The following is a 23,077-nucleotide window of genomic DNA, read 5'->3' on the forward strand; positions in this document are numbered from 1 at the left end:
TGTAGTATTTTTACGCATTATTTATAAAAATTTAAAGTATGAATTTATTTAGTAATTCTGTTGTACTCTTAACAGGAGCTGACGGTGACATAGGAAAAGCTTTCATAGAAGAGTTATTAAATCAAAATGTAAGGAAAATATATATTACAGGAATAAATATAGAAAAACTATCTGCTCTTGCATCTCTACATCCTAACAATTTATTTCCATTTCTTTTAGATGTAACAGATAGTAATCAAATCAAAGATTTTTGCTCTAACCACACAGATATTAACATATTAATTAATAATGCTGGAATAGAGTTGAAATCTAATTTTTTGAATTTAAAAGCTCATGAATATGCTAAACTAGAAATGAATATAAATTATATTGGAGTTGTAAATCTCACCAACGAATTAATCCCTACTCTAAAATCAAATTCAAATGCAGCTATAATTAATATTTTATCAATTGCAAGTCTTTATGTTATTAAAAGATTATCAACGTATTGTGCATCAAAAACGGCAGCACATATTTTTACGCAATCAATCAGAGAAGATTTAGCAGAAGATAATATTAAAGTATTTGGAATATATCCTGGTTATGTCGATTCAAAAATGTCTTCAGACGTAGAACATAATAAAATTTCACCTCAAGCATTAGTCAAAAATATCTGCAATGATATAAATTTAGATTTCTATGATGTATTTCCAGACCCAATGTCTATTGCATTTAAAAATAGTAATAAATTAACTATAGATTATATATAAGTATTTTGTAAATGGTTGTAGTCATTTTTGGCATGACCTTAAAGCTATTTCAAATTTATAAATTAAGACGAAAAATAACTTTTCCAATATTTCTCTAAACTGCAAGCTTCACAACTTGCAGTTTTTTTATAAATAAATTTCCTCCTTACGCTTTCCCGTAAACATTTACGATTTCAAGTATTTATATTTGATCGACTAATCAAAATAAACCAAAATCTAAAAAATCAATTTATGGAAACCAGTGCAACAAGTTCATTAGAAATTTCAAGTCAGTTTTACAATTATGCTGCTGACTTGATGGTAAATCAAGAGAAATCTGCTTCTGAAACCAAAAATGCTTTGATCTCACAAGGCCTTACTCCAGAAAATGCAGCATTTGTTGTTGAGAATATCGAAGGTCAAATAGAAGAAGCAAAAAATGATAAAGCTAGAAAAGACATGATTTATGGAGCTTTATGGTTTGCCGGCGGTACTATTTTGACTCTTTCAAATATTGGCTTTATTTTTTGGGGAGCTATTTTATTTGGCGGTATTCAATTTTTTAGAGGATTGATAAATTTAAATTCTTAACTTTAATTCAGCATTTCAAAATTATTCTCTCATTTTTCAAAACTCAAAAAACATGAAAAAAATTACTTTTTTGCTTTTATTCTTTTTTGCTTCGTTAAGCACATTTGCCCAAGATATTACAGGTGACTGGAAGGGAGTTTTGAAAGTGCCTGGCGCAGAACTTAATCTTGTTTTGCATGTGACAAAAACTGAAAATGGTTTTAGCGCCACTTTAGACAGTCCAGATCAAAAAGCATTTGGACTTCCAGTGACAACAACAACATTCGCAAATTCAACCCTCAAATTTACTGTAGAAAATTTAGCGGTAGAATATGAAGGCGTTCTGGATAAAGATCAAGTTATAACTGGAACTTTCAAACAAATGGGACAAGCGATCCCATTAATTTTAAAACGTTAGCAATACTATATTTTAAATAAACTGATTATGACTTGGGATCCAAAAAAATACAACGAGTTCAAAGAAGAACGTTCGAAACCTTTTTTGGATCTTACAAGTCATATTGTTGATAAACCAAACCTAAAAGTTATTGATTTAGGATGCGGCACAGGCGAACTCACAAAAAAACTGTCCGAAAAACTTACTAATCCAATTGTATTGGGTATCGATAATTCTGCTGAAATGTTGGCAAAAGCTCCCTTAGGATCGCATCTTAACTTTGAAAAAAGAACAATTTTAGAACAGCTCGAAAATGAAACCAAATGGGATTTAATTTTTTCTAATGCAGCATTGCAGTGGATTGATAATCACAATGAACTTTTTAAAAAAATTATTTCTCGTATAAATCTAGGCGGTCAATTAGTTGTTCAAATGCCACAGCAAAACGAAAATATTCTTAACAAAATACTTTTAAACCTAGTTCAAGAAGAACCATTTTCATCTTACTTGAATGATTGGACACGTCCTTCTCCTGTATTAACTCTAGATGAATATGCTAAAATTCTTTTTCAAAATGGCGGCAAAGATTTGGTCCTTTACGAAAAAGTATATCCCTTAATTTCTGCTAATAAAAACGATTTTTTCGATTTTATTTCTGGCTCTGCATTAACAGTTTATCAGGAACGTTTAAAGCCAAATGAATTTGAAGAATTGTCACATGAATTTAAAAAAAGAATCGATACCTATTTTCCAGTTGTCCCTTCTATTTATGCTTTTAGACGATTGATTATATATGGTAAGTTTTAATTAAATTCTTGGATTCAAAAAGCATAATTTTTTCTCTACTTTTAATTTAACGATTATTCAAAAATCATTAAACAAAAAATCATTTACAATTGATTGCTCAAGGGTTTTAATATTCCCTTTGTAAACTCATTTTATCTTCTCAGAAAAACAATTCATTTTTATGTAAAAATTAAAGACAAAAACACAAAAACCTATAAAACAAATAATTAAGTAAAACAAACCTTGATTTTATATTCTTTTGGACAGTTATTTTTTTTGTAAAAATAATAAGATAAATTTTATTATATTTGAGAAAAGCATTCCAGATATTTTTTTCAATGACAAATAATTTTAACAAGTGTTTAATTTATATTAACTGATAAGCTTTCCCCATAAGTTTTTCTAAGTCTACATAAGCTCACAAAAGGCACTTTATATTAACCTATTAATTATAAGATTATGTCTAAGTTACAAGCATTAAAAAACTTTCGTTTTCCAAAAGTTTTCATTCTTATTTTAATAGTTTTTATCTCGTGTGCACTCCTAATCTGCATTAACTTTTTTACTATCAAAATTTTATCCGCTAATCGAGCTTATGTTAATGGTGAATCTCATTATTCGAAAGGACAAAAAGACGCATCAAGACATCTTATAACTTATCTATATACTAAAAATCCAAATCAGTGGAAATTGTATTTAGAAGAATTAAAAGTTCCTCAGGGCGATGGTATTGCTCGAATTACACTTTTAAAAGCCGGCGACAATAAAATTGCTCGTAACGGATTTTTAATTGGCCGAAATCATGAAGAAGATTTAGATGATATTATTTGGCTTTTTGACAATTTTAAACAGATTTCTTATCTATCAAAAGCAATAGATGAATGGGGAAAAGGTGACAAATTGATTTTCAAATTATTTGTTATCGGCCAGCAGATTAATGCTAAAATTGAACGGAATCTTTTGACGATTGAAGATCAGCAGCAATACTTAAAACAAATCAGCGCTATAAGTGATCAATTAACTATTAACGAACGGAATTTTTCTAATGTTTTAGGTGAAGGAACCCGAAAAATAAAGGATTTATTGATTATTTCGAATGTCTTTTTTATTCTAATAATAATCTGCAGTGTTTGTCTTTATTATTCTATTATGGTCAAAAGACTGCTTGTTTCCAAAAAAGAGACTGAGATAAAAAATGAAAATCTTATTATCGTAAATCGCGAATTAGACCGATTTGTATATAGTGCATCTCATGATTTAAGATCTCCTATAACTTCATTAAAAGGTCTTATAGAAATTACGGCATTAGAAGATGATGTAAATCAAGTTCGAAATTATCTTGAAATGATGCATCAGAGTCTCGCTCGACAAGATCAATTTATTAGCGATATCATTGATTATTCTAAAAACAAAAGAAAAGAAGTAATCATGGAGCCAGTAAGCTTGAAAGAATTGTTTAATGAAGCTATTTTACAATTAATGCATATTGAAAATGCAAGTAAAATCAAATTTACGCAGGAACTCGAAGTAGATCAGATTGAAAGTGATGGTCTTCGTTTAAAAATCATTATTAATAATCTGCTTTCAAATGCCATAAAATATGCTGACTGCAGCAAACAAGAAATGTTTATTACTATTAAAACATATTTTAGTGAAGGCTTAAATAAAATTGAAGTAGCAGATAATGGTATTGGAATTCACGATGATCATAAGGACAATATTTTTGATATGTATTTTGGAACAAACAAAAATAAAGGTTCTGGACTAGGTCTTTATATTGTAAAAGAAGCTGTAGAAAATATTAAAGGCGATATTTCTGTTTTTTCAGAAAGTACTGTTGGAAGTAAATTTATTGTAACGATACCTAATTCAAATGCAATTTAAACCGCAATTTCTAATTATAGAAGACAATTTAATTGACCAATTTATCATTAAAAAACTGCTAAAAAAAGGATTAGATATCAATCCTTTATTTATAGCTAATAATGGAAAAGAAGGAATAGATTGGCTTGTCCAAAATCCAGATCATAAATCGCTGATTATTCTTTTAGATATTCAGATGCCTATAATGAATGGATTTGAGTTCTTAGCAGAATTTGCCACTCTAGAAGAAAACTTAAAAGCTAAAATTGAGATTTTTGTTCTTTCATCAACTTTGGATATTGACGAAATTAAAAAGGTAAAAAACAATAAATATGTTTCAGATTTTTGGAACAAGCCTTTACGACTGGATTTACTAGAAAGTATTTCTCTCTAACTATTATTCTAAAACGCGATTTACTTGAGAAAATGCTCTAGTGTAGTACGGTTCTTTTGTAGAAGAAATCATAACACCTCCATGAGTTGATGAATGAACAAATTTTATTTCACCATCGGCAACTTCAACGATCATTCCAACGTGATTAATGTGGCGTCTCCCATTGGTTCTAAAGAAAATTAAATCTCCTTTTTGAGCTTCTTCTGTGTTCACTTTTGTACCAATACGAGATTGTTCTATTGAACTTCTTGGCAATTTAATATCAAAATTATTAAAAGTACAAATCATTAAACCAGAACAATCAAACCCTGCTTTTGTGGTCCCGCCCGATCTATAACGCACTCCAATATTTTCTGTAGCATTTGCAATAAGCTGATCTATTAATTCTGAATGACTGCCAGTTGATAATCTAACAAATGTAGAATCTTTTTTAATTTCAGCAGTTTGTGCTATTTGCACTGGTGAAGATACTGCAGCATTTTGTGATTCTTTAATTGCAATAGCCGATTGAATCGCGTCTGCTTTTTCTTTTGGAACTCGAATTTTTAAAAGATATCCAACAGGTACTTTCCCTTTTATAGACGGATTCTGGCGCTCTAATTCTGCAACAGTAATTCCATATTCTTTAGAAATACCGTATTTCGTCTCTTTCGGTTTCACTTCTCTATAAAGCTCAACTTCTGTAGAGATAACTTCTGGTGCATTCTCACGTGGCTTTTCATTTGTGGATGCAACATCAGAAGAATTAGAAGGAATTGTTATTTGCTGTCCAATTTTCAATCCTTCCGTTTCCAAAAGCGGATTAGCTTTCTTTAAATCATCAACAGAGACGTTGTATTTTTTTGAAATTCCCCACAGCGTTTCTTTGGCTGCTACTTCGTGTGAATTTGGGCTAGTACTTATAACTACTTCAGATTTAGGCTCAGACTTAGTTTTAATTTTAGCACTATTTTTATTTGGAATTAAAAGGATCGAATTTAGTTTTAAGATTTTAGAAGAGTTTGGATTTGCATCGGAAATCTCTTTAACTTTTACTCCATATTTTTTAGCAATAACAGAAAGATTTTCTCCTTTTGAAATTTTGTGCTTAACAAAATTATCTTGTGCAAATACTCCAACACTGAAAAAAAACATTCCTATTATTAATCTAAAAATCATAAATTACTATTTAAGTTAGTACTTCTTTTTTTTAAGTTTAGTTACATAATTAAACTTAAAAATTATAAATATATTACCTCAAAGGCGAATTTAACTCTTAAAACCAGAAAAACCATAATTTTTAACAATTAATTTATTCCAAAATGTCAAATTTAAACTTGACTTAATATCAAAAAAAGCTTCATTATTGATTTTCAGATAATTAAAATTTAAGCTTATTTTTCTTATAAATGATGTTCACAAAACAGTAATTAAAAAAATAAGTTTTTCCATTTAGCGATCTTAAATAAAAAACGCCCCGTTTTCACAGAGCGTTTTTTTTAATATATAAAGGTAAATCTTAAAGATTAAGCTTTTCCAGCAGCAATTAAGTTTAAAGCAGAGCCTGCAACAAACCAGCCAATTTGACCTGCGTTGTAAGTATGGTTCGCCAAGATTATATCTTTTGTACCATCGGCATGAACAAACTCTAATGTTAATGGTTTTCCTGGAGCAAATTCAGTTAAATCTAAGAAGTTAATTGTATCATCTTCCTGAATTTTATCGTAATCTGCTTCGTTAGCAAATGTCAATCCTAAAAGACCTTGTTTTTTAAGGTTTGTTTCATGGATACGAGCAAATGATTTTACTAATACTGCTTTAACTCCTAAGAAACGAGGCTCCATTGCAGCGTGCTCACGAGAAGAACCTTCGCCATAATTATGATCTCCAATTACTATAGACGGAACTCCCGCTGCCTTGTATGCACGAGCTACAGCAGGAACAGCATCGTAAGTACCTGTTAATTGATTTTTAACCGAATTTGTTTTTTGGTTGAATGCATTTACAGCACCAATCAACATATTATTAGAAATATTATCTAAATGTCCACGGAAACGAAGCCATGGCCCAGCCATAGAAATGTGGTCAGTTGTACATTTTCCAAATGCTTTAATCAGCAGTTTAGCACCTGTAATGTTTTTACCATCCCAAGCATCAAAAGGAGCTAATAATTGTAAACGCTCAGATGTCGGGCTAACCACAACCTGAACTCCCGAACCGTCCTCAGCCGGAGCTTGAAATCCCGGATCTTCAGCATAGAAACCTTTAAGAGGAAGTTCGTCTCCAGTTGGAGCATCAAGCATTACTTCTTCTCCGTCTTCGTTTATTAATTTATCTGTTAATGGGTTAAATCCTAAATCTCCAGCAATGGCTAACGCAGTTACCAATTCTGGAGAACCTACAAATGCCAAAGTGTTTGGATTACCATCTGCACGTTTTGAGAAATTACGGTTGAAAGAGTGAACGATTGTGTTTCTTTCTTCTTTTTCTGCTCCTTCTCTATCCCACATACCAATACATGGTCCGCAGGCATTAGCAAATACAGTAGCGTTGATTTTATTAAAAGTTTCTATAAAACCATCTCTCTCTATTGTAGAACGCACCACTTCAGAACCTGGAGTAATAGTAAACTGAGCTTTAGTTTTTAAATTCTTAGCCGCAACTTGTTTTGCCAAAGATGCTGCACGAGATATATCTTCGTAAGATGAATTTGTACAAGAACCGATCAAACCAACTTGAATTTGTAACGGCCAGTTATTTTTGATTGCTTCCTCTTTCATTTTAGAAATTGGGGTAGCTAGATCTGGAGTAAAAGGACCATTTAAGTGTGGTTCTAATTGAGATAAGTTAATTTCGATAACCTGATCAAAATATTTTTCTGGGTCGGCATAAACTTCTGGATCTCCAGTTAAGTAAGAAGCTACTTTATCTGCGGCATCGGCAACATCGGCTCTGTTTGTAGAGCGTAGGTAACGACTCATAGAATCATCATAACCAAAAGTTGAAGTTGTAGCTCCAATTTCAGCACCCATATTACAAATAGTTCCTTTACCCGTACAAGACATTGCAGTTGCACCTTCTCCAAAATATTCAACGATAGCACCAGTACCACCTTTTACAGTAAGAATACCAGCCACTTTAAGAATAACATCTTTAGGAGCAGTCCAACCTGATAATTTACCAGTTAATTTAACTCCAATTAATTTAGGAAATTTAAGCTCCCAAGCCATACCAGACATAACGTCTACAGCATCGGCTCCACCAACTCCAATTGCCACCATTCCTAAACCACCTGCATTTACAGTGTGAGAATCGGTACCAATCATCATTCCACCAGGGAAAGCATAATTTTCAAGTACTACTTGGTGAATAATTCCAGCTCCTGGTTTCCAGAAACCAATTCCGTATTTATTTGAAACTGACGACAAGAAATCGAAAACTTCATTACTTTGTGTTTTTGCTCTAGCCAAATCGGTTTTAGCATCTACTTTTGCCTGAATCAAGTGATCACAATGCACTGTTGTAGGAACTGCTACTTTAGATTTACCAGCATGCATAAATTGTAATAAAGCCATTTGAGCAGTTGCATCTTGACAAGCCACACGGTCTGGTGCAAAATCAACATAATCAACTCCTCTTCCAAACGCCTTTGTTGGATTTCCATCCCAAAGGTGATTGTATAAAATTTTCTCTGTTAAGGTAAGTGGACGACCAACAATCTCGCGTGCCTTGTCAACACGACTTGGCATGTTTTCGTACACTTTTTTAATCATTTCGATATCAAAAGCCATAAGTTTTATAATTATTTTTTTGTTTTTTTATTTTATTTTGAACATCACAAGTTACAAAAAATAGAGGAGCTATAAAAGAAAAAGCCCGAGTTTATCACTCGGGCTTTAATATATTAATAATCGAAGGATTACATTACTAATTGCTTGTTAGAAGGCGCAAATTTAGTTAAGTTGATACCTTCAACTGCAGTTGTATATTCATCTAATGTTGGAGTTCTACCTAAAATTGTAGATAAAACTACAACTGGTGTAGAAGAAAGTAATGATTCTCCTTTTTTACCTTCAGAATCTTCTACGACTCTTCCTTGGAAAAGACGAGTAGAAGTTGCCATTACAGTATCTCCTTTTGCTGCTTTTTCTTGGTTACCCATACAAAGGTTACATCCTGGACGCTCTAAATACAACATGTTTTCATATTCTGTACGCGCTGCACCTTTTGGAGCATTATCGTCAAATTCGAAACCTGAGTATTTTTGTAAAACTTCCCAGTCACCTTCAGCTTTAAGCTCGTCTACAATGTTATATGTAGGAGGAGCTACCACAAGCGGTGCCAAAAATTCTACTTTACCTTTTTGATCTTCAATATTCTTAAGCATTTGAGCAAGAATCTTCATATCTCCTTTGTGAACCATACATGAACCAATAAATCCAAGATCTACTTTTTTCACTCCTCCATAAAAAGAAAGAGGTCTAATTGTATCGTGAGTATATCTTTTAGAAACATCAACATTATTTACGTCTGGATCTGCAATCATTGGCTCAGCAATCTGATCCAAATCAACTACAACTTCAGCGTAATATTTAGCGTTTGCATCTGGAGTTAAAGCTGGTTTCTCAGCAGATTTAATTTCAGCGATTCTCTTATCAGCTTTATTAATTAACCCTTGAAGAACGTGTTTATCGTTATCCATACCTTTATCGATCATAATCTGGATTCTGCCTTTTGCAATTTCCAATGATTCGATTAAAGTATCATCTTCAGAAATACAGATAGAAGCTTTTGCTTTCATCTCTGCAGTCCAGTCAGTAAACGTAAATGCCTGGTCAGCAGTAAGAGTTCCAATGTGAACCTCAATAATTCTACCTTGGAATACGTTTTCTCCTCCAAACTGATGAAGCATTTGTGCTTGAGTAGCATGAACTACATCACGGAAGTCCATGTATCCTTTCATATCTCCTTTGAAAGTAACTTTTACAGATTCTGGAATTGGCATAGAAGCCTCACCTGTAGCTAATGCAAGAGCAACTGTTCCTGAGTCGGCTCCAAAAGCAACACCTTTTGACATTCTGGTGTGAGAGTCACCACCAATAATGATAGCCCATTCGTCAATAGTGATATCGTTAAGTACTTTGTGAATTACGTCTGTCATTGAGTGATAAACACCTTTTGGATCACGAGCTGTAATTAAACCAAAATCGTTCATGAATTTCATCAACTTTGGAATATTCGCCTGAGCTTTTTTATCCCAAACAGAAGCAGTGTGACAACCTGATTGGTACGCACCGTCTACGATTGGAGAAATTACTGTAGCAGCCATAGATTCTAACTCCTGAGCAGTCATAAGTCCAGTTGTATCTTGAGAACCTACAATATTAACTTCTACACGAACATCAGAACCAGCGTGCAATACTTTACCAGCAGGTACACCAACAGCGTTTCTGTTAAAGATTTTTTCTACTGCTGTAAGACCTTGTCCTTCAATAGAAATTTCTTTTGATGGAGCAAATACAAGAGGAGCTTCAATACCTAAAACTTTCGCTGCTAATGTTTGAAGTTTTTTACCAAATACAATCGCGTATGAACCTCCAGCTTTAATAAATTCCATTTTCTGAGGTGTAAATGCCTTAGAAATGTCTATTAATTCCTGATCGCCGTTGTATAATTTTTTCTCTTTAATATTAATTGTAAGAACTGTTCCAGTTGCTACAGAATATGCCTGCTCTAGAATTGGTTCGTCATTTTCATTACGAACAACATTACCATTCTCATCAAGTTTTTTAACCCAGTTTTTTAGATCTAAACCAATACCACCAGTAACATCAACAGTGGTTAGGAAAATTGGAGAAATTCCGTTTGTTCCACCAACAATTGGAGCGATATTTACGAATGGAATATATGGACTTGCTTGTTTTCCTGTCCAAAGTGCCACGTTATTTACACCTGACATTCTTGAAGAACCTACACCCATTGTTCCTTTTTCTGCAATAAGCATAACGCTTTTATCAGGATGCTGTGCTTGCAGCATTTTGATTTCGTCTTGTGCTTGAGGAGTAATCATACATTTACCGTGAAGTTCACGATCTGAACGGGAGTGAGCTTGGTTACCTGGAGAAAGCAAGTCTGTAGAAATATCTCCTTCACCAGCAATATAAGTAACGACTTTAATTTCGTCAGCTACTTCTGGAAGTTTTGTAAAGAACTCAGCTTGAGCATAACTTTCAAGGATTTCTTTTGCAACTGCATTGTCATTTTTATATGCCTCTATTAAACGATCTGTATCCGCTTCATAAAGGAAAACCTGAGTTTTAAGAACTTTTGCCGCTTCTGCTGCAATAGCAGCATCATTTCCTAGAGCTAGATCTAGCAATACTCCAATTGAAGGACCACCCTTCATGTGAGATAATAATTCAAAAGCAAAAGTTGGAGTTATTTCTTTTACAACAGATTGACCAAGAATAATCTCTTTTAAAAACTTAGCTTTTTCACCAGCTGCACTAGTTGTCCCTGGCAATGTGTTGTAAATAAAAAATTTAAGAGAATCTTCTCTATATTCGTTATCTACATCTTTAATTTGCGAAATGATTTCGCTTAATAATTCTGCACCATCAATCGGCTTTGGATGAAGTCCTTGGCCTTTTCTTTCTTCAATTTCTTTAATGTAATCTTTGTAAGTATTCATAATATAGTAGAAGTATTTTTTTTTGTATGCAAATTTAAAAATTAAAGCCGAGAATTAAAAAGAATATAATAGATCTCGCCTTTTCAAAAATTATTATTGCTAAAAAACGATTTTCAATGTCTGTTTTTGCTAAAACAGCAATTTTGAATCAAAAAAATGAATTATTGATATTTTAAAATCTTTTCATTAACAAAGTCGAAATTTAATGTTACGAAGTAAGTGGGATTTTACCTCTATTTTCACAAAGAACTGTTCTAAATAAGTAATTATAACGTTATAGTTGTCTTGAACGGATCAATTTATTATTTTTTAAAGACATCGAAATTCAATATTTTTTCTATTTTATTAACCACGTAAAATAAAAAAAGCCTGATAAAATTATCAGGCTTTTTTTTTCAATTTCAATTGATATTTTACATCAGCTTTTTAATAATAACTTCTTCTGTTATTCCTTCGGCATCTGCTTTATAATTTTTAATAATTCTATGACGTAAAATTCCAGTTGCAACAGCTTGGACATCTTCAATATCTGGTGAAAACTTTCCATTGAATGCTGCATGAGCTTTTGCTGCCAAAATTAAGTTTTGTGAAGCTCTCGGTCCTGCTCCCCAATCGAGATAATTTTTCACAAAATCATTTGTCAAAGCATTATCAGGACGAGTTTTGCTTACTAAAGTAACTGCATATTCTATAACATTATCAGCAACAGGAATTCTACGAATTAAATGCTGAAAATCTATAATTTCCTGAGCTGTGAATAGTGGATTTATTTCTGTCTTTACATCAGAAGTTGTACGTTTTACAACTTGAACTTCTTCTTCAAAACTTGGATATTCTAATTTTATTGCAAACATAAAACGGTCTAACTGCGCTTCTGGCAGCGGATATGTTCCCTCCTGTTCAATTGGGTTTTGAGTAGCTAAAACAAAATAGGGTAAATCTAATTTATGATGCTGTCCTGCAATAGTTACCGATCTTTCCTGCATAGCCTCAAGAAGAGCTGCCTGAGTTTTAGGCGGCGTTCTATTAATCTCATCTGCCAAAATAATATTAGAAAAAATTGGTCCTTTTATAAATTTGAAATTTCTATTTTCGTCTAGAATTTCACTTCCTAAAATATCAGAAGGCATTAAATCCGGCGTAAACTGAATTCTTTTAAAATCTAAACCTAAAGCTTGAGACAAAGTATTAATCATTAAGGTTTTTGCCAAACCCGGAACACCTATTAAAAGTGCGTGTCCTCCAGAAAATATACAAAGTAAAATTTGATCTACAACGGCGTCCTGCCCTACAATGATTTTCGCTATTTCTTTTTTTAATTCGTTTCTTTTTTGAACTAAATTGTGAATTGCTGTTACGTCAGACATTTATGAATATATTTTAAATTAAAAAGAGTTAGTTCTATGAATTCATAAAACTAACTCTTTTTATTTATTTAATAAAAATTATTTTTTCAGCCAGTTGTTTGCGAAAGCACATTCTTTGTATTCACCAATAATTTTAATATAAGTATCTTTAATCTTAGTATCAAACCATTTTGCGATTGCATTGATTTGTTTTTCTTTCAATGCTAATTCTTTGATTTTTGTATAATCCTTAGCATAATCTGCTGTATGTTCGTCAATTCTGTTTGTAACAGTAATCAATTTATACGTTTTTTTTCCTTTGTCATCTGTATTTAAAAGTGGCTGAGAAACTTCATCTCCTTTTAAATTAGAAACCTGACTGTATAATACCGGATCCATTTTCGTCAATTCGAAACGAGTATCTTGAGTGGTAGGATTTACTAAAGTTCCCCCATTTGCTCTTGTTTCTTTTTCATCAGATTCTGTTCTTGCAGCATCAGCAAAAGTGATTTCTTTATTGATTATCTTATTTCTGATGTTTGTAATTCTTTCTTTTGCTTCTTTTAAAGCAGCTTCTGAAACAGTTGGAGCAATCAAAATATGACGCAACTCCACTTCTTGTCCTTTTATTTTTTCAACCATAATAATATGGAAACCAAAAGTCGTTTCAAATGGCTGTGAAATCTCACCTGCCTGTAAACTAAAAGCAACATCTTTAAATTCTTTTACAAAAGGAGTTTTTCTAGTCATTTTATAATAACCTCCATTTGGAGAAGATCCTGGATCTTGAGAATATAAAACGGCTTTTGTAGCAAAACTAGAACCATCTAAAACGTCCTGTCTTATCGAATTTAATCTGTCAATTACTTTTTGCTTATCTTCTTTAGAAACTTTTGGTTCTACAACAATTTGAGCTACTTCCATCTCGGCACCAAAGGTTGGCAATTCATCTTTTGGTATTTTCTTAAAGAAATTACGAACTTCTTCTGGAGTAATTTCAACATCTTTAATAATCTTGTCTCTCATTTCTGAAGCAAGTTTCTGCTCTTTTAAGATGTCCGCAAAATATGTTTTAAATTCTTCTACAGAACTCTTTTTGTAATATTCAACAACTTTGCTAATATCTCCACCAACTTGCTGCGTCATATAATTTAGACGCTCTTCCATCATACTTCTAACTTCGGCATCACTAACAATGATACTATCCTGAATAGCTTGATGTGCATATAATTTATCTTCTAAAAGCTTACCAAGCATTTGGCATCTCGTAATATCTTTAGTAGAACCACCTTGCGCAGTAATTTCTAAAAATCCTTTATCAATGTCAGAATCCAAAACAATATAATCCCCTACTGTTGCAATAATTCCGTCGATTTTTAATTTTCCTCCTGAGTGAGTTTCAAAAGGTTTTTCGGCTACAACATCAGGAATTATTTCTTGAGCTGTAATAATTGGAGCAAAAAAAAGAAAAAAACAAATTGCTAGTGCAAACTTGAAATCAATTGTTTTTAGCTGTAATTTTTTTAATGACATTATTTTAAATTTAATTTGAATGTAAGCCTGTTTTAGATAATCCGCCAAAATTATAGATGTTTTTTAAATACTAGTTAAACATAAATAATTAGAGTATAGTTCTTTCGTAACTTATAACGAACAAAAATAACAATTCAATTACATAATACAACTATCCGCTATACTATTAACAAAAAATTATATGATGATTATATTCAGGTAGTTTAAAGAGGTTAACTAGTTTCCTTTATATCAATCAAATAACTATTCCTTAAGCTAGCTTTAGAATCGAGGTTGCCTATTGCAAATAAATACCTTAAAGTAAGCAGAATAAAAAAAGTTCTCAACACTACAACGTTTTCGTAACAAACTATTTTCTTACAAATTAAAATTAATTCAAAAAATATATACTTTAGATGCGTAATTAGTAATTTATCGCATATAAAAATAACAATATCTTCTTTTTATAGCCTTTAAATTAAATAATTGCAATAACTATTTAACTAAACCCTATCTATTATGAAAAAACCTTTTTTAAAGTTGTGCCTTATTACAGCTGTTACGGGACTGCTGTATTCATGTTCACAAAATGAAACCAACGAAATTGATTCAAAGGCTGAAAGCCAGCAATTCAAAATTATTGATGTTACGCATCACGATGGAAAACCTTTTAGCACAGGAACTTCAAGTTCATCCACAGGTAAATATGTAGACAACCCAGGCGGCGGCGTAATGATGCAGGCTTTCTATTGGGATGTTCCTGCAGGCGGAAACTGGTGGAATACTGTAAGCTCAAAAGTAACCGCGTGGTCAAATGCCGGAATTGGTTCTATTTGGCTTCCACCTGCTTCTAAAGCTCAAAACGGAGCTTTTTCTATGGGTTATGATCCAACAGATTATTTTGACTTTGGAGATTTCAATCAAAATGGAAGTACAGAAACTAGATTTGGATCCAAAACCGAATTGGTTAGTTTGATAACAGCTGCTCATACTGAAAACATGAAAGTGTATGCCGATATTGTAATTAATCATAACAGTGGAGGCCAGTCAGAAGCTAATCCTTTTACTGGAACAAATACTTGGACAAATTTTACTGGAATTGCCTCTGGAAAATTCAAGCGTACTTATAATGATTTTTATAAAAACAGTTACGGAAATAATGATGAAGGTGCCTTTGGAGGGTTTCCAGATTTATGTCACGCTGCACCAAATGTTCAAGACTGGCTTTGGCTGAGAGCTGATGGAGTTGGTAAATATTACAAGAACACTATGAAGTTTGACGGCTGGAGATTTGACTACGTTAAAGGATTTGGTCCTTGGGTTGTAAATGCTTGGAATGCAAATGTAGGCGGATTTTCTGTTGGTGAATATTGGGATTCTAATGTAAATACTCTTGAATGGTGGGCTAATAATGCGAATAGCTCTGTATTTGATTTTGCCTGCTATTACAAAATGAATGATGCCTTTGATGGAAATAATCTTGCGCTGCTAAATGATGATATGATGTGGAAACGTAATCCATACAAAGCTGTAACTTTTGTGACTAATCATGATACAGATGAAATATGGAGCAAATTATTGGCTTATTCTTATATATTAACACACGAAGGTTATCCAACAATTTTCTACAGAGATTATGAAGAATGGCTGGACAAAAACAAATTAAATAATTTGATTTGGATTCATAATAATAAAGCAACTGGAACAACGTCTATTTTATATTCTGATAACGACGAATATGTTGCAAGAAGAAATGGTTACAATGGAAATCCTGGATTGGTCGTTTATATTAACAATTCTGATGTCTGGCAGGAAAGATGGGTTCAGACCAATTGGGCCAATACACAAATTAAAGATTTCACCGGAAATTCGACTTGGTATCCAACGACGCAAGCCGATAAATGGGTAAAAATACAATGTCCTCCAAAAGGATATTCAATTTGGTCAATTAATCAGTAATTTAAAATGACTATTGTAAGGCTGTTTTATAACAGCCTTATTTTTTTCTTTTAGACTTGAAAGAGAAAAACTGTTCCAATTTAAGAAGTGAATATTTTTATTAAGCGGTAATTAATAGTATTTTTGCAACCTATTTATACGAAATATGAGCTTTTTAAAAGAAATACAACGCAGAAGAACATTTGGAATTATATCGCATCCCGATGCTGGTAAAACAACATTAACAGAAAAATTACTGTTATTTGGAGGTGCAATTCAGGAAGCAGGAGCTGTAAAGAATAACAAAATAAAAAAAGGAGCAACGAGTGACTTTATGGAAATCGAACGCCAAAGAGGTATTTCGGTTTCGACTTCTGTACTTGCTTTTAATTATAAAGACAAAAAAATCAATATCCTTGATACGCCAGGACACAAGGATTTTGCCGAAGATACATTTAGAACTTTAACCGCTGTTGATAGTGTAATTGTTGTTATTGACGTTGCAAAAGGGGTTGAGGAACAAACAGAAAAATTAGTTGCTGTTTGTAGAATGCGTAACATTCCGATGATTGTTTTCATTAATAAGTTAGATCGTGAAGGTAAAGATGCTTTTGATTTAATGGATGAAGTGGAACAAAAATTGGGTTTAACTGTTACACCATTAAGCTTCCCTATCGGAATGGGTTATGATTTCCAAGGAATTTATAATTTATGGGAAGAAAACATTAATCTTTTTAGTGGTGACAGCCGTAAAAATATTGAGGAAACAATTGCTTTTTCTGATGTTCAAAATAATCCAGAACTAGATAAAATTGTTGGTCAAAAAGCTGCTGAAAAACTTCGTGAGGAATTAGAATTGATTGATGAAGTGTATCCAAAATTTGAGCGTCAGGATTATCTTGACGGAAAAATTCAGCCTGTATTTTTTGGTTCAGCTTTGAATAATTTTGGAGTTCGTGAATTATTAGACTGTTTCGTTACAATCGCTCCATCACCAAGACCAAAAGATTCAGAAACTCGTTTAGTTGATCCTACCGAAGAAAAAATGTCTGGTTTTGTATTTAAAATACATGCTAACATGGATCCTAAACACCGTGACCGTCTGGCATTTATTAAAATTGTTTCTGGAACTTTCGAAAGAAACAAACCTTATTACCATGTCCGACAAAAGAAAAATCTAAAATTCTCTAGTCCAAATGCCTTTTTTGCTGAGAAAAAAGAAATCGTGGATATTTCTTATCCAGGTGATATTGTTGGTTTACATGATACAGGAAACTTTAAAATTGGTGATACTTTGACAGAGGGCGAAGTGATGAGCTTTAAAGGAATTCCAAGTTTCTCTCCAGAGCACTTTAGATATATTAATAACGCTGATCCGATGAAAGCGAAACAATTGGACAAAGGTGTTGATCAATTAATGGACGAAGGTGTTGCTCAGTTATTTACTTTAGAAATGAACAACCGGAAAGTAATTGGAACTGTTGGAGCGCTTCAATATGAAGTTATTCAATATCGTCTAGAGCATGAATACGGTGCAAAATGTACATATGAAAATTTCCCTGTTCATAAAGCGTGCTGGGTAAAGCCAGATGATGCTAAGAATGAAGAGTTCAAAGAATTTAAACGAATCAAACAAAAATTCCTTGCACATGATAAATATGGCCAATTGGTATTTTTAGCCGATTCAGACTTTACCATTCAAATGACTCAAAGTAAATATCCAAGTGTGAAATTATACTTTACATCAGAATTTGATTAATTCTATTGGAAAGAAAAAAATATAAAAGGCTGTCTAATAAATTTTAGACAGCCTTTTTATTTGCAATAAAAAAAGCGCTAATATTAAAATTAGCGCTTTTCTTTAATTTGAATTAAATCAACCTTACTAAGTCATTATATTTCAAAAATAATCTTTCATACAAGCTACCAAATTACTCTAATACAATTATTTAAAGAAATTTAATCGACTAAAGGAGATTAAATCAGATAAAATGCATTTAATCCTATTTATAATAAAAAAGCCCCATTAAAAAATGGGGCTTTAAAATTTATGCTTGTCCCGCAGGACCAAAATTAAGCGGTATTGGTGCTTGTTCTGTCTCTTTGATTTCACCATGGGCTGCTTCAAATCGATGGATGTTTTCACCTATTGCTCTTAATAATCTTTTAGCATGTTGTGGTGTCAAAACAATTCTTGACTTTACCTTGGCTTTAGGAATACCGGGCATAATGCTCACAAAATCTAAAACAAACTCTGACGATGAGTGATTAATAATCGCAAGATTAGAATAAATTCCTTCTGCAATAGTTTCGTCTAACTCAATATTAATTTGCTCTTGTTGTTGTTTCGGATTACTCATAGTTTCCTAATTAATAAATGTATTCTTCTTTATTAGCCATCATTTCGTTGTAATCGTCTTTAGATCCTACGATAGTGTTATCGTATTCTCTCATACCAGTTCCCGCAGGAATTCTGTGTCCAACAATTACATTTTCTTTTAATCCTTCTAAATCATCTACTTTACCAGCTACAGCAGCTTCGTTAAGTACTTTTGTTGTTTCTTGGAAAGAAGCAGCAGAGATGAATGATTTAGTTTGTAACGAAGCTCTTGTAATACCTTGAAGAACTGGCGTTGCAGTTGCAGTAATTACGTCTCTTGCTACAACAAGATTTCTATCATTTCGTTTCAACAATGAATTTTCATCACGTAATTCACGAGGTGTAATGATCTGACCTGGTTTCAATACTGAAGAATCTCCAGCATCTTCAACTACTTTCATACCATATAATTTATCGTTTTGAACGATGAAATCTTTAGTATGAATTAATTGATCCTCTAAGAATAAAGTATCACCTGGATCCTGAACTCTTACTTTACGCATCATTTGACGAATAACTACCTCAAAGTGCTTGTCATTAATTTTTACCCCTTGTAAACGGTATACCTCTTGAATTTCATTTACCAAGTACTGTTGAACAGCAGCTGGACCTTGAATTCTTAAGATGTCATCTGGTGTAATTGCACCATCAGACAATGGAACTCCCGCTCTTACGAAGTCATTTTCTTGTACTAAAATTTGGCTAGAAAGTTTAACTAAATACTTTTTAATTTCACCAAATTTAGACTCGATAACGATCTCACGGTTACCTCTTTTAATTTTTCCGAAAGATACAACACCATCAATTTCAGACACAACTGCTGGGTTTGATGGGTTACGAGCCTCAAGCAACTCAGTAATTCTTGGTAAACCTCCCGTGATATCGCCAGCTTTAGAAGAACGACGAGGGATTTTTACTAATACTTTACCTGCTTTAATTTTCTCACCATTTTCAACCATTAAGTGTGCACCTACTGGTAAGTTGTAAGAACGAATCAATTCACCTTCTTTACCGTAAACCAATAAAGTTGGGATTAATTTTTTGTTTCTAGCCTCAGAAATTACTTTTTCTTGGAAACCAGTCTGCTCATCGATCTCAACCATGAACGATTGTCCTTGCTCTAAATCTTCGTAAGCAATTTTACCAGTAAATTCAGAAACAATTACACCGTTATATGGATCCCATTTACAGATTACAGTTCCTTTAGCAACAGTATCTCCATCGTTAACAAAAATACTAGATCCGTAAGGAATGTTATGCGTATTTAAAACAATTCCAGTTTTCTCATCAACTAATTTTAATTCAGTTGAACGTGAAACTACGATATCAACAGAGTTACCTTCTCCGTCTTCTCCTTTAACTGTTTTTAAATCTTCAATTTCAAGTCTACCGTTAAATCTTGTAATAATACTAGATTCTTCAGAAATACCTCCAGCAACCCCTCCAACGTGGAACGTACGAAGTGTTAACTGTGTACCTGGCTCTCCAATAGACTGAGCTGCAATAACTCCGACAGCTTCACCTCTTTGTGTCATCTTACCAGTAGCTAAGTTTCTACCGTAACATTTAGCACAAATTCCTTTTAGAGCCTCACAAGTTAATGGAGATCTAACTTCTACTTTTTCAATTGGAGAAGCTTCGATAGTTCTCATAATTGATTCCGTAATTTGCTCTCCAGATTTAACCATTACTTCATTGGTAAGAGGATTAATAACATCTTGCAATGCAACACGTCCTAAAATTCTCTCTCCTAAAGATTCAACGATTTCCTCATTTTTCTTCAATGCAGCAACTTCAACACCTCTAAGAGTTCCACAATCTTCGATGTTAACAATAACATCTTGAGAAACGTCATGAAGTCTTCTTGTTAAGTAACCTGCATCGGCCGTTTTAAGAGCCGTATCCGCAAGACCTTTACGAGCACCGTGAGTAGAAATAAAGTACTCAAGGATCGAAAGACCTTCCTTAAAGTTAGAAAGAATCGGGTTTTCAATAATCTCACCACCACCAGCAGTAGATTTTTTAGGCTTAGCCATCAAACCACGCATACCAGTTAACTGACGAATCTGTTCCTTAGAACCCCTCGCTCCAGAGTCAAGCATCATATATACAGAGTTGAAACCTTGCTGGTCTTCTCTAATATTTTTCATTGCCAATTCTGTTAACTGCGCATTTGCTGAAGTCCATACGTCAATAACTTGGTTGTAACGCTCGTTATTTGTAATAAGACCCATGTTATAGTTAGTTGAGATACCTTCAACTTGCTCTCTAGCATCTGCAATTAACTTAGTTTTTTGTTCTGGAATTCTAATATCACCTAAAGAGAATGACAAACCTCCTCTAAATGCGAATTTATAACCCATATCTTTCATATTATCCAAGAAAGCTGCCGTTGTAGGTACATCAGTCACACTTAAAATGTGTCCGATAATATCTCTAAGGTTTTTCTTAGTCAATACGTCATTGATATATCCAGCTGCTTCAGGTACTACTTCGTTAAATAATACACGTCCTGCAGTTGTTTGAATAATTTGGTACACTAATTCTCCAGCTTCATTAAAATCTTTTGCTCTAATTTTCACACGAGCATTCAATTCTAATCTTCCTTCGTTTAATGCAATATTTACTTCTTCAGCAGAATAGAAAGTCAAATCTTGACCTAAAATTTTGTGATCTTCTGTAGAAATACGCTCTTTGGTCATATAATATAGACCCAAGACCATGTCCTGAGAAGGTACAGTAATAGGCGCACCATTTGCAGGGTTCAAGATATTATGAGAAGCCAACATTAATAATTGAGCCTCTAAAATAGCCTCTGGTCCTAATGGTAAGTGAACCGCCATCTGGTCACCATCGAAATCGGCGTTGAAAGCCGTACATACTAATGGGTGTAATTGGATCGCTTTTCCTTCAATTAATTTTGGCTGGAAAGCTTGAATACCAAGTCTGTGCAAAGTAGGAGCACGGTTAAGTAATACTGGGTGTCCTTTAATTACATTTTCAAGAATATCCCAAACTACTGGCTCTTTTTTGTCAATGATTTTCTTTGCAGATTTTACCGTTTTTACAATACCTCTTTCGATCAATTTACGGATAACGAAAGGCTTGTATAATTCAGATGCCATATCTTTTGGCAATCCGCACTCATATAATTTTAACTCTGGACCAACAACAATTACCGAACGAGCAGAATAATCCACACGTTTTCCTAAAAGGTTTTGACGGAAACGTCCTTGCTTACCTTTTAATGAGTCAGATAATGATTTTAGTGGTCTATTAGATTCTGTTTTAACAGCAGAAGCTTTACGTGTGTTGTCAAATAATGAATCTACAGATTCTTGCAACATACGTTTCTCGTTTCTTAAGATAACTTCTGGAGCTTTAATCTCCATTAATCTTTTCAAACGGTTGTTACGGATGATTACACGACGATATAAATCGTTCAAATCTGAAGTTGCAAAACGACCTCCATCAAGTGGCACAAGTGGACGTAATTCTGGCGGGATAACTGGAACCACTTTCATAATCATCCATTCTGGACGGTTCTCGCGGTTTTCGTTAGACTCACGGAAAGACTCAACAACTTGTAATCTTTTTAAAGCTTCAGTTTTACGTTGTTTAGATGTTTCGTTGTTAGCGCTGTGTCTTAATTCATAAGATAAAGCATCTAAGTCAATACGAGCTAATAAATCCATGATACACTCTGCTCCCATTTTGGCAACAAATTTGTTTGGATCTAAATCATCTAAATATTGGTTTTCTTGTGGAAGAGTATCTAAAATATTTAAATATTCCTCTTCAGTTAAGAAATCTAATCTTTGTAAAGATTCTCCATCTGCATTTTTAGCAATACCAGCTTGGATTACTACGTATCTTTCGTAGTAAATGATCATGTCTAATTTCTTAGATGGAAGACCAAGGATATAACCAATTTTATTTGGAAGAGAACGGAAATACCAAATGTGAGCAATTGGTACAACAAGGTTGATGTGTCCTACTCTATCACGACGTACTTTTTTCTCAGTAACTTCAACACCACAACGGTCACAGATGATACCTTTGTAACGAATTCTTTTATATTTACCACAAGCACACTCAAAATCCTTAACAGGTCCGAAGATTCTTTCGCAGAAAAGTCCGTCACGCTCAGGCTTGTGCGTTCTATAGTTGATAGTTTCTGGCTTTAAAACCTCTCCTCTTGATTCTTTCAAGATAGATTCTGGTGAAGCCAATCCAATTGAGATTTTATTAAATCTTTTAACTGGATTTTTATCTTTATTGTTTCTGTTATTCATCATAGTTTTTACTATTGATTTATTTGCAATTAAAAAATTGATTTTAGATTTATAATCTACTCTTTTAGAATAAAGAGTTAATCATTCAGCTACTACCTCGGGTTACTTCTCTAAACCTCAGAATTAAATTTGAAGTGCTAGTTATAAAATGCCTCGCATTTTTATAAAAAATCGGAACGGTTTACGGGTATAAATCTT

15 protein-coding genes are annotated in these 23,077 nt (G+C 33.1%); 8 read left to right on the forward strand and 7 right to left on the reverse strand.

Annotated elements, in window-relative coordinates; genetic code table 11:
* Window positions 1-38 precede the first annotated feature (38 nt).
* The 6 genes from ASE40_RS11040 (at window position 39) to ASE40_RS11065 (ending at window position 4,738) form a co-directional block, all read left to right on the forward strand.
* On the forward strand, window positions 39-749 hold the full coding sequence (locus tag ASE40_RS11040; protein ID WP_057117039.1) for an SDR family NAD(P)-dependent oxidoreductase: 711 nt from the start codon (window positions 39-41) through the stop codon (window positions 747-749).
* A gap of 231 nt (window positions 750-980) precedes the next feature.
* On the forward strand, window positions 981-1,319 hold the full coding sequence (locus ASE40_RS11045; protein WP_057117040.1) for a hypothetical protein: 339 nt from the start codon (window positions 981-983) through the stop codon (window positions 1,317-1,319).
* 52 nt (window positions 1,320-1,371) lie between these two features.
* On the forward strand, window positions 1,372-1,716 hold the full coding sequence (locus tag ASE40_RS11050; RefSeq protein ID WP_057117041.1) for a hypothetical protein: 345 nt from the start codon (window positions 1,372-1,374) through the stop codon (window positions 1,714-1,716).
* A 27-nt stretch (window positions 1,717-1,743) separates the two neighbouring features.
* Window positions 1,744-2,502, forward strand: coding sequence for a methyltransferase domain-containing protein (locus ASE40_RS11055; protein WP_057117042.1), 759 nt, complete (start codon window positions 1,744-1,746; stop codon window positions 2,500-2,502).
* A gap of 669 nt (window positions 2,503-3,171) precedes the next feature.
* Window positions 3,172-4,365: a sensor histidine kinase gene (locus ASE40_RS11060; protein WP_241774358.1), complete on the forward strand. Its 1,194-nt coding sequence runs from the start codon at window positions 3,172-3,174 to the stop codon at window positions 4,363-4,365.
* Entirely contained in the window at window positions 4,355-4,738 is a 384-nt protein-coding gene (locus ASE40_RS11065; protein ID WP_057117044.1) for a response regulator, read from the forward strand. Before ASE40_RS11060 ends, ASE40_RS11065 begins: the two co-directional genes overlap by 11 nt.
* A gap of 3 nt (window positions 4,739-4,741) precedes the next feature.
* Here the strand turns inward: ASE40_RS11065 and ASE40_RS11070 are convergent, their stop codons facing one another.
* The 5 genes from ASE40_RS11070 to ASE40_RS11090 form a co-directional block, all read right to left on the reverse strand.
* Complete coding sequence (locus ASE40_RS11070) at window positions 4,742-5,896, reverse strand: peptidoglycan endopeptidase (RefSeq protein WP_057117045.1); 1,155 nt, start codon at window positions 5,894-5,896, stop codon at window positions 4,742-4,744.
* Window positions 5,897-6,243: 347 nt separating this feature from the next.
* Entirely contained in the window at window positions 6,244-8,508 is a 2,265-nt protein-coding gene (locus tag ASE40_RS11075; RefSeq protein WP_057117046.1) for an aconitate hydratase, read from the reverse strand.
* 128 nt (window positions 8,509-8,636) lie between these two features.
* On the reverse strand, window positions 8,637-11,408 hold the full coding sequence (locus ASE40_RS11080) for a bifunctional aconitate hydratase 2/2-methylisocitrate dehydratase (RefSeq protein WP_057117047.1): 2,772 nt from the start codon (window positions 11,406-11,408) through the stop codon (window positions 8,637-8,639).
* Window positions 11,409-11,821: 413 nt separating this feature from the next.
* Window positions 11,822-12,775, reverse strand: a complete 954-nt coding sequence (locus ASE40_RS11085) for an AAA family ATPase (RefSeq protein WP_057117048.1) — start codon at window positions 12,773-12,775, stop codon at window positions 11,822-11,824.
* 78 nt (window positions 12,776-12,853) lie between these two features.
* A complete protein-coding gene (locus ASE40_RS11090; RefSeq protein ID WP_057117654.1) occupies window positions 12,854-14,287 on the reverse strand; it encodes a peptidylprolyl isomerase in 1,434 nt (477 codons plus the stop codon).
* Between the two features lie 498 nt (window positions 14,288-14,785).
* On the opposite strand from ASE40_RS11090, the gene ASE40_RS11095 reads away from it, so the two are divergent.
* Together ASE40_RS11095 and ASE40_RS11100 are read left to right on the forward strand one after the other, a co-directional pair.
* Entirely contained in the window at window positions 14,786-16,225 is a 1,440-nt protein-coding gene (locus ASE40_RS11095; protein WP_057117049.1) for an alpha-amylase, read from the forward strand.
* Between the two features lie 145 nt (window positions 16,226-16,370).
* Complete coding sequence (locus tag ASE40_RS11100) at window positions 16,371-17,963, forward strand: peptide chain release factor 3 (protein WP_057117050.1); 1,593 nt, start codon at window positions 16,371-16,373, stop codon at window positions 17,961-17,963.
* Between the two features lie 289 nt (window positions 17,964-18,252).
* Here ASE40_RS11100 and ASE40_RS11105 read toward each other — a convergent pair whose 3' ends face one another.
* Both ASE40_RS11105 and rpoC read right to left on the reverse strand, forming a co-directional pair.
* Window positions 18,253-18,564, reverse strand: coding sequence for a DUF3467 domain-containing protein (locus tag ASE40_RS11105; protein ID WP_012024017.1), 312 nt, complete (start codon window positions 18,562-18,564; stop codon window positions 18,253-18,255).
* Window positions 18,565-18,574: 10 nt separating this feature from the next.
* On the reverse strand, window positions 18,575-22,882 hold the full coding sequence (gene rpoC, locus ASE40_RS11110; RefSeq protein WP_057117051.1) for a DNA-directed RNA polymerase subunit beta': 4,308 nt from the start codon (window positions 22,880-22,882) through the stop codon (window positions 18,575-18,577).
* Window positions 22,883-23,077: the final 195 nt, after the last annotated feature.

The organism is Flavobacterium sp. Root935, assembly GCF_001429295.1.
Taxonomy (GTDB): domain Bacteria; phylum Bacteroidota; class Bacteroidia; order Flavobacteriales; family Flavobacteriaceae; genus Flavobacterium.